Here is an 8,659-nt window from a genome sequence, read left to right as displayed (position 1 = left end):
ATCAACTACCCGGCGATGACGGTGTACGACAACATCGCCTCGCCGCTGCGCCTGCTGGGCACCAACAAGAGCGAGATCGACACGCGCGTGCACGCCGTGGCAGCCAAGCTGCACATCGAGCACCTGCTGCAGCGCCTGCCGGCCGAGCTGTCGGGCGGCCAGCAGCAGCGCTGCGCGCTGGCGCGGGCGCTGGTCAAGCGCGCGCCGCTGGTGCTGCTGGACGAGCCGCTGGTCAACCTCGACTACAAGCTGCGCGAAGAACTGCGCGCCGAGCTGGCCTCGCTCTTTGCCGACGGTGGCACGACCGTGGTGTACGCCACCACCGAGCCGCAGGAAGCCCTGCTGCTGGGCGGCCACACCGTGGTCATGCACGAAGGCCGCGTGCTGCAGTCCGGCCCGACGCTCAATATGTATGAGGTGCCAGTGTCGGTGGATGCCGCCGCCATCTTCAACGACCCGCCGATGAACGTCTTCCACGCCACGGTGGTGGAAGGCAACCACATCCGCCTGCCGCACGGCATCGACGTGCCCTGGACGCGCCCGCTGCCGATGCATGCCGGCACGCGCTGCCGCGTCGGCCTGCGGCCCTCGCATATCCGCCTGGGCACGCGCACGTCGCGCTGCATCGCGCTGCCGGGCCTGGTGGAACTGGCCGAGCTGTCGGGCTCGGAAACCTATCTGCACGTCCGCGCCCATGCGCCTGGGGAGCCCGGCAGCATCGGCCTGGTGGCGCAGCTGCCCGGCGTGCACGAGTTCGAGCTGGGGGCGGCGCTGGATGTGTTCGTCGATCCGGCCGAGCTGTTCCTGTTCGATGATGCGGGCAAGCTGGTGAGCGCGCCCAAGCTGGGAGACGCACATGGCGCGCATTGAATTCCGCAACCTCGGGCACAGCTACCGGCCCGATCCGCAATCGTTGTCGGACTACGCGCTGCAGCCGATGAACATGACCTGGCGCGATGGCGGTGCCTACGCGCTGCTGGGCCCGTCGGGCTGCGGCAAGTCCACGCTGCTGAACATCATCTCCGGGCTGCTGACGCCGTCCGAGGGCCAGGTGCTGTTCGACGACCAGGACGTCACGCACGCCAGCCCGCGCGAGCGCAACATCGCCCAGGTGTTCCAGTTCCCGGTCATCTACGACACGATGACCGTGTTCGACAACCTCGCCTTCCCGCTGCGCAACCGCAAGACGCCGGAAGCCGAGGTGAAGCAGCGTGTGGAGGAAGTGGCCGAGATCCTCGAGCTGCAGCACGCGCTCAAACGCCGCGCCTCGGGCCTGGCGGCGGATGCCAAGCAGAAGATCTCGCTGGGCCGCGGCCTGGTGCGCAAGGACGTGGCGGCCATCCTCTTTGACGAGCCGCTCACCGTCATCGACCCGCACCTGAAGTGGCAACTGCGTCGCCAGCTCAAGAAGATCCACCAGCAGCTGAAGCTGACGCTGATCTACGTGACGCACGACCAGGTGGAGGCGCTGACCTTCGCCGACGAGGTGGTGGTCATGACCGAAGGCAAGGTGGTGCAGCAAGGCGGCCCGGAAGCGCTGTTCGAGCGGCCGGACCACACCTTCGTCGGCTACTTCATCGGCAGCCCGGGCATGAACCTCTACCCGGTGGCGGTGGACGGCGACGTGATCTCGCTGGCCGGCCAACGCCTGTCGGTGGACCGCGACACGCTGGCCACGCTCAAGGGCGCAAACGGTTCGCTCAAGCTCGGCCTGCGCCCGGAGTTCGTGCAGCTGGCCGCGCCGGGCGAAGTCGGCACGCTGGCCGCGCAGGTGCACCAGGTGCAGCAGCTCGGCACGCACCAGCTGCTGACCGCCAGCCTGGGCGACACGGGCGAAGGCGTCGGCCTGCCCATCAAGGCCAAGCTGCCCAACGACGTGGCCGTGTCTGACTCGCGCGTGTGGCTGCGCCTGGATGCGCCGCAGACCCTGTACTACTGCAACGACGAGAGGATCGGCCGATGAACAAGCCGCTCAACAACAAGGCGTGGTTCCTGATCCTGCCGGTGTTCCTGTGCGTGGCGTTCTCCGCCATCGTGCCGCTGATGACGGTGGTCAACTACTCGGTGCAGGACATCATCAGCCCCGAGCAGCACGTGTTCGTGGGCGTGGACTGGTTCCGCCAGATCCTGCGCGACACCGACCTGCAGGACGCCCTCACCCGCCAGTTGATCTTCTCGCTGTGCGTGCTGGCGGTGGAGATCCCGCTGGGCATCGGCTTGGCGCTGTCGATGCCGAGCAAGGGCTGGAAAGCATCCGCCGCGCTGGTGGTGCTGGCCATGCCGCTGCTGATTCCCTGGAACGTGGTCGGCACCATCTGGCAGATCTTCGGGCGCTCGGACATCGGCCTGGCCGGCTACCTGCTCAACCAGGCGGGCGTGGACTACAACTACACGTCGCACTCGTTCGACGCGTGGATCACCGTGCTGATCATGGACGTCTGGCACTGGACGCCGCTGGTGGCGCTGCTGGCCTATGCCGGCCTGCGCTCGATCCCGGATGCGTTCTACCAGGCCGCCGAGATTGACGGCGCCAGCCGCCTGGCCGTGTTCCGCTACATCCAGCTGCCGAAGATGCGCGGCGTGCTGATGATCGGCGTGCTGCTGCGCTTCATGGACAGCTTCATGATCTACACCGAGCCGTTCGTGCTCACGGGCGGCGGCCCCGGCAACGCCACCACGTTCCTGTCGCAGTACCTGACGCAGAAGGCGGTGGGCCAGTTCGACCTGGGCCCCGCGGCGGCGTTCTCGATCGTGTACTTCCTCATCATCCTGCTGTTCTGCTTCGTCCTCTACAACTGGATGCAGCGCGTGGGCAGTGCAAGCGCGGCCGTGGGAGACGACCATGCCTAACCAAAATGGCCTGAAGAGCCAGAACGAACGCCAGCGCAAGATCGCGCGTGCCATCACGCTGATGGTGTACGTGGCCTTTGCGGTGCTGCCGCTGTACTGGATGTTGAGCATGTCGCTCAAGACCAACGAGGAGACGCTGGCCGGCTTCTCGATCTGGCCGAAGCTCGTCACGTTCGACAACTACAAGATCATCTTCACCGACCCGTCGTGGTACTGGGGTTACATCAACTCCATCATCTACGTGACGATGAACACGGTGCTCTCGACCCTGGTCGCGCTGCCGGCGGCCTACGCCTTCTCGCGCTACCGGTTCCTGGGCGACAAGCACATGTTCTTCTGGCTGCTGACCAACCGCATGACGCCGCCCGCGGTGTTCCTGCTGCCGTTCTTCCAGCTGTATTCGACGGTCGGCCTGATGGACACCCACCTGGGCGTGGCGCTGGCGCACATGCTGTTCAACGTGCCGCTGGCGGTGTGGATCCTGGAAGGCTTCATGTCGGGCATCCCGCGCGAGATCGACGAGACCGCCTATATCGACGGCTACAGCTTCCCCGCGTTCTTCCTGAAGATCTTCCTGCCGCTGATCAAGGCGGGCGTGGGCGTGACGGCGTTCTTCTGCTTCATGTTCAGCTGGGTGGAGCTGCTGCTCGCGCGCACGCTCACCTCGGTGGACGCCAAGCCGATCACCGCGGTGATGACGCGCACGGTGTCGGCCTCGGGCATGGACTGGGGCGTGCTGGCGGCAGCCGGTGTGCTGACCATCATTCCCGGCGCGCTGGTGATCTGGTTTGTGCGGAACTACATCGCGAAGGGTTTTGCGATGGGCCGCGTCTAAAGAACGAAGAACGAAAAGAACAGGAGACACAGCCATGTTCAGCTGGATGGCCTGGACGCCCGAAGTGGCGATCTTCTTCGGCTGCATCGCCCTGATGCTGGCCGGCATGACGATCTGGGAGGTGACCCGCCCGACCGTGGAGCGCAAAGGCTTGCTGCCGATTGCCACCACACGCGGCGACCGCCTCTTCATCGGTCTGTTGACGGCCGCGTATATCAACCTGGCGTGGGTCGGTCTGGCGTCGGAAGAGACCGGCGCCTGGGGCGGCTTCATCGCCTCGATGGTGGTGTTGCTGCTGATCCTGTGGCGCGGTTGATGCGCAATCGCCGCAATCGATTTCGCTGGTCCGGAGGCGTCGGCACGGGCTGACGCTTCCACGCCCACACGGGCAAGGGCATTCCACCACGCTCCCCGCGTCGGAATGCCGGATGTTTTCGCTGCGGGGAGAACAATAAGCACGAGGAGATACCGATGAAAGCATCCTGGCGCATGACGCTTCAGATCAGCGCGATCGCGCTGGCTAGCGCCCTGGCCGCTGGCGCAGCACATGCCGGTGAAGCCGAAGCCAAGAAGTGGGTCACGTCCGAGTTCCAGCCCAGCACGCTGTCGCAGCAGCAGCAGCTGGCCGAAATGAAGTGGTTCATCGACACCGCCGCCAAGCTCAAGGCCAAAGGCGTGACCGAGATCCATGTCGTGTCGGAAACGCTCGACGTGCATGCCTATGAATCGAAGACGCTGGCCAAGGCGTTTGAAGAGATCACCGGCATCAAGGTCAAGCACGACATCATGCAGGAAGGCGACGTGGTCGAGAAACTGCAGACCTCGATGCAATCCGGCAAGAGCATCTATGACGGCTGGATCTCCGACTCCGACCTGATCGGCACGCACTATCGCTACGGCGTGGTGATGCCCCTGTCGGACTACATGGCCGGCGAAGGCAAGGAGTTCACCAACCCGGGCCTGGACCTGAAGGATTTCATCGGTACCAGCTTCACCACCGCGTCGGACGGCAAGCTGTACCAGCTGCCCGACCAGCAGTTCGCCAACCTGTACTGGTTCCGCGCCGACTGGTTCGCCCGCAAGGACCTGCAAGACAAGTTCAAGGCCAAGTACGGCTACGACCTGGGCGTGCCCGTCAACTGGACGGCCTATGAAGACATCGCCAACTTCTTCACCAATGACGTGAAGGAGCTCGATGGCAAGAAGGTCTACGGCCACATGGACTACGGCAAGAAGGACCCGTCGCTGGGCTGGCGCTTCACCGACGCGTGGCTGTCGATGGCCGGCTCCGCCGACAAGGGCATCCCGAACGGCCTGCCGGTGGACGAATGGGGCATCCGCGTGGACGAGAAGGACAAGTGCACCCCGGTGGGCGCCGAAGTCTCGCGCGGCGGTGCCACCAACAGCCCGGCCGCCGTGTACGCACTCACCAAGTACGTGGACTGGATGAAGAAGTACGCGCCGGCCGAAGCCAGCGGCATGACCTTCAACGAAGCCGGCCCGGTGCCCGCGCAGGGCCACATCGCGCAGCAGGTGTTCTGGTACAGCGCCTTCACCGCGTCGATGACCAAGCCGGGCCCGGTCATGAACGCCGACGGCTCGCCCAAGTGGCGCATGGCCCCGTCGCCGCACGGCCCGTACTGGAAGGACGGCATGCAGAACGGCTACCAGGACGTCGGCTCCTGGACCTTCTTCAAGTCCACCCCGTTCGAGCGCCGCACGGCCGCGTGGCTGTACGCGCAGTTCGTCACGTCGAAGACCGTGTCGCTGAAGAAGTCGATCACGGGCCTCACCTTCATCCGTGACTCCGACATCCACAGCGACTACTTCACCAAGAACGCGGCCAAGTACGGCGGCCTGATCGAGTTCTACCGCAGCCCGGCCCGCGTGGCCTGGACGCCGACCGGCAACAACGTGCCCGACTATCCGAAGCTGGCCCAGCTCTGGTGGAAGAACGTCGCCACGGCCGTCACGGGCGAGAAGACCCCGCAAGGCGCCATGGACAACCTGGCCAAGGAAATGGACGACGTGATGGGCCGTCTGCAGCGCGCGGGCATGAAGAACTGCGCGCCCAAGCTGAACCCGGTGGGTGACCCCAACAAGTGGCTGTCGACCGAGCACGCCCCGTGGAAGAAGCTCGACAACGAGCGTCCGAAGGGTGAGACGGTGGCTTACGACAAGCTGCTCGCCGCCTGGAAGGAAGGCCGCGTGCGTTAATCCGCGCGGCTGGGCGATCCTGACGACACGTACGTCATCGGGATCGCCCGCATCGCAAGCCCGCTGCCGGCGGGCTATGCTTTCGCATCATCAATTGCCGGGGCGGGTCGGTCGTAACACCCGTCCGCCCCGGCGTCTCATTGCCTCTGCCTTATGGAATACCTCCTCGCGCTCGACCAGGGCACCTCCAGCTCGCGTGCCATCGTGTTCAACCGCGCCGGCCAGATCGTCGCCAGCGCCCAGCAGGAGTTTCCGCAACAGTTTCCGCAGCCCGGCTGGGTCGAGCATGACCCGTTCGACATCTGGAACAGCCAGCTCGCCACCTGCCGCGCCGCGCTCGCCCAAGCCAAGCTGGGCGCCGCCGACATGGCCGCGCTCGGCATCACCAACCAGCGCGAGACCACCGTGGTGTGGGAACGCGCCACTGGCAAGCCCATCTTCAACGCCATCGTCTGGCAGGACCGCCGCACCGAGAGCATCTGCGAGCGCCTGCGCGCCGAAGGCCTGGAAGACGAAGTGCGCAAGCGCACCGGGCTCGTGATCGATCCGTATTTCTCCGCCACCAAGCTGCGCTGGATCCTCGACCACGTGGACGGCGCCCGCGAGCGCGCCGCGCGTGGCGAACTCGCCTTCGGCACAGTGGATAGCTGGATCGTGTGGCAGCTCACGCGCGGCCGCCTGCACGTGACCGACGTGTCCAACGCCTCGCGCACCATGCTGTGGAACATCCACACCGGCCAGTGGGATGCCAACCTGATGCGCGCGCTCGACATCGACCCGAGCCTGCTGCCCGAGGTGCATCCGTCGGCCTACCAGTTTGGGCAGACCGACGCCGATTGGCTGGGCGCCCCGCTCACCATCGGCGGCATGGCGGGCGACCAGCAATCCGCCCTGTTCGGCCAGGCCTGCTTCAAACCCGGCATGGCCAAGAACACCTACGGCACCGGCTGCTTCATGTTGCTCAACACCGGCGACAAGGCGGTGCAGTCGCACAACGGCCTGATCAGCACGGCCGCCTGCCAGAGCGGCCCGAAGCGCAGCTACGCACTGGAAGGCAGCGTGTTCGTCGGCGGTGCGGTGGTGCAGTGGCTGCGTGATGGCCTGCGCGCCATCCAGCGCTCGGCCGACGTGGAAGGCCTGGCCGCCTCGGTGCCGGATTCCGGCGGCGTGGTGTTCGTGCCGTCGTTCACCGGCCTGGGCGCGCCGTACTGGGACCCGACCGCGCAGGGCGCCATCGTCGGCCTGTCGCGCGGCACCAGCATCGGGCACATCGCGCGTGCGGCGCTGGAGTCGATCGCCTTCCAGAGCACCGCGCTGCTGCAAGCGATGACGCGCGATGCCGTGTCGACCATCTCGGAGCTGCGCGTGGACGGCGGCGCCTCGGCCAACAACCTGCTGCTGCAGTTCCAGGCCGACCTGCTCGGCATCCCCGTGGTGCGCCCGGAGATCATCGAGACCACGGCGCTGGGCGCAGCGTACCTGGCGGGCATCGCCACCGGCTTCTACCGCGGCGAAGACGAAGTCGCGCAGCAATGGCGCGCCTCGCGCACCTTCCACCCGGTCATCAGCCGCGATGAGGCCCTGAGCCGCATGGCGCAGTGGGAGATGGCTGTCGCGCAAGTCCGGCTACCGACCACGCGCGGCCACTGACAACACGCATCTGCAAACGAAAAAGGCGACCCACCCACGGGTCGCCTTTTTTCATGGGAAGGTCGCGCGGCTATCGGCTATTCACCGCCGCTGCCCGGCGTTTGCGCCGGGCCGCCCTGCTTGGCCATGTCGGCGCGGCGCTTGGCGCTGGCGCGCGCCTTCTCTGCCTTCTGGGCTGACTTCGCGGCCTTCATCTGGTCCTTGTAGTCCGCTTTGGCATCAGCCTTGTGCGCCTTGTATTCGTCCTTGGCCTGCTGGTCGTCAAGGCGCTTTTGCACCAACGGATCGGCCGACGACGTGGTCGGCCCCTGGCCGGCCGGCGCTGTCTGCACGGTGCCGGTGGTTTGCGGCGTGGTCACGGGCGCCGGCGTCATCTGGGCGAAGGCGGCCGCAGAGGTGGCCAAGACGGCAAGCGCAGCGGCCGCGGTGAGCGTGGTCTTCAACGGGTGCAGTTCGGTCATGGTTCAGCTCCTTGTTGTGCAAGATGTGCAAGATCCATGGGTTGGAGTGGCCACATGGGCGATACATGCATCACACCATCTGGCCTCGGCGCGGCCCAAACGTCGCGCGCCGTGTGTTGCAAGACACAACCCTGCGTAGCCGCAAGAAGCGCTCCCATGCCATCGACTACACTGCGCGCTGATTTCCCTCGCGCCGCCATGACCGTGCCGTCCAACCTGCCCGATTTCGTTTTGCTCGACCCGCCCGCCGACGCGCTGGCGCTGCCCGCCGAGGCCGCCGCCGCACTGGTCGGCCACGTGCAGCGCTGGCTCGAAGACGCGGTGATCGGCCTGAACCTGTGTCCGTTCGCCAAGGCCGTGCACGTCAAGCGCCAGGTGCGCTACGTGGTCAGCCGCGCGACCATGGACGGCGACGTGCTCGACCACCTGCGCGCCGAGGCCGACGTGCTGCGCACCCACCCCGCCACCGCGATCGACACCACGCTGCTGATCGTCCCCGCGCTCACGGATTTCTTCGATTTCCACACCCTCACCGAGCGCGCCGAAACGCTGCTCACCAAGGCCGGCCACGAAGGCATCCTGCAACTGGCGAGCTTCCACCCCGATTTCGTCTTCGCCGATGCCGATCCGGACGACATCGCCAACG

At 66.2% G+C, this 8,659-nt stretch carries 9 protein-coding genes; 8 read left to right on the top strand and 1 reads right to left on the bottom strand.

The features are described from left to right. The 7 genes from QZ609_RS21315 to glpK all read left to right on the top strand — a co-directional run. The coding region (locus tag QZ609_RS21315) for an ABC transporter ATP-binding protein (protein WP_295499276.1) at positions 1–870 on the top strand (870 nt) is incomplete at its 5' end. Then, positions 857–1,963, top strand: a complete 1,107-nt coding sequence (locus tag QZ609_RS21310) for an ABC transporter ATP-binding protein (protein WP_295499273.1) — start codon at positions 857–859, stop codon at positions 1,961–1,963. The genes QZ609_RS21315 and QZ609_RS21310, both read left to right, overlap by 14 nt. Further along, positions 1,960–2,850 (top strand): carbohydrate ABC transporter permease, encoded by an 891-nt coding sequence (locus QZ609_RS21305; protein WP_295499271.1) that lies wholly within the window; start codon positions 1,960–1,962, stop codon positions 2,848–2,850. The genes QZ609_RS21310 and QZ609_RS21305 overlap by 4 nt, the downstream gene beginning before the upstream one ends. Beyond that, positions 2,843–3,685 carry a carbohydrate ABC transporter permease gene (locus QZ609_RS21300; RefSeq protein WP_295499269.1) on the top strand — a complete coding sequence of 281 codons (843 nt, stop codon included), beginning with the start codon at positions 2,843–2,845 and terminating at the stop codon, positions 3,683–3,685. The genes QZ609_RS21305 and QZ609_RS21300 overlap by 8 nt, the downstream gene beginning before the upstream one ends. A 34-nt stretch (positions 3,686–3,719) precedes the next feature. After that, a complete protein-coding gene (locus QZ609_RS21295) occupies positions 3,720–4,001 on the top strand; it encodes a DUF2160 domain-containing protein (protein ID WP_039599208.1) in 282 nt (93 codons plus the stop codon). A 155-nt stretch (positions 4,002–4,156) separates the two neighbouring features. Further along, positions 4,157–5,902 carry an ABC transporter substrate-binding protein gene (locus tag QZ609_RS21290; RefSeq protein WP_295499263.1) on the top strand — a complete coding sequence of 582 codons (1,746 nt, stop codon included), beginning with the start codon at positions 4,157–4,159 and terminating at the stop codon, positions 5,900–5,902. A gap of 153 nt (positions 5,903–6,055) precedes the next feature. Further along, a complete protein-coding gene (gene glpK, locus QZ609_RS21285) occupies positions 6,056–7,552 on the top strand; it encodes a glycerol kinase GlpK (protein WP_295499261.1) in 1,497 nt (498 codons plus the stop codon). Positions 7,553–7,629: 77 nt separating this feature from the next. On the opposite strand, the gene QZ609_RS21280 is transcribed toward glpK, so the two are convergent. Further along, complete coding sequence (locus tag QZ609_RS21280) at positions 7,630–8,013, bottom strand: hypothetical protein (protein ID WP_295499259.1); 384 nt, start codon at positions 8,011–8,013, stop codon at positions 7,630–7,632. A gap of 198 nt (positions 8,014–8,211) precedes the next feature. Between QZ609_RS21280 and QZ609_RS21275 the strand changes: the two genes are divergently transcribed. Continuing rightward, positions 8,212–8,659 (top strand): DUF1415 family protein (locus QZ609_RS21275; protein ID WP_295499279.1); only part of this gene is annotated, 448 nt, incomplete at its 3' end.

This window comes from uncultured Ralstonia sp. (genome assembly GCA_913056305.1).
GTDB lineage: Bacteria > Pseudomonadota > Gammaproteobacteria > Burkholderiales > Burkholderiaceae > Ralstonia.
Note: the sequence above shows the minus strand (reverse complement) of the source record. Positions and strands in the feature narration are given on the sequence as shown.

Coding starts and splice junctions, on each gene's coding strand:
- QZ609_RS21305 (WP_295499271.1), top strand. CDS start 1,960: ATGAACAAGCCGCTCAACAACAAGGCGTGGTTCCTGATCCTGCCGGTG.
- QZ609_RS21310 (WP_295499273.1), top strand. CDS start 857: ATGGCGCGCATTGAATTCCGCAACCTCGGGCACAGCTACCGGCCCGAT.
- QZ609_RS21290 (WP_295499263.1), top strand. CDS start 4,157: ATGAAAGCATCCTGGCGCATGACGCTTCAGATCAGCGCGATCGCGCTG.
- QZ609_RS21280 (WP_295499259.1), bottom strand. CDS start 8,013: ATGACCGAACTGCACCCGTTGAAGACCACGCTCACCGCGGCCGCTGCG.
- QZ609_RS21295 (WP_039599208.1), top strand. CDS start 3,720: ATGTTCAGCTGGATGGCCTGGACGCCCGAAGTGGCGATCTTCTTCGGC.
- QZ609_RS21300 (WP_295499269.1), top strand. CDS start 2,843: ATGCCTAACCAAAATGGCCTGAAGAGCCAGAACGAACGCCAGCGCAAG.
- glpK (WP_295499261.1), top strand. CDS start 6,056: ATGGAATACCTCCTCGCGCTCGACCAGGGCACCTCCAGCTCGCGTGCC.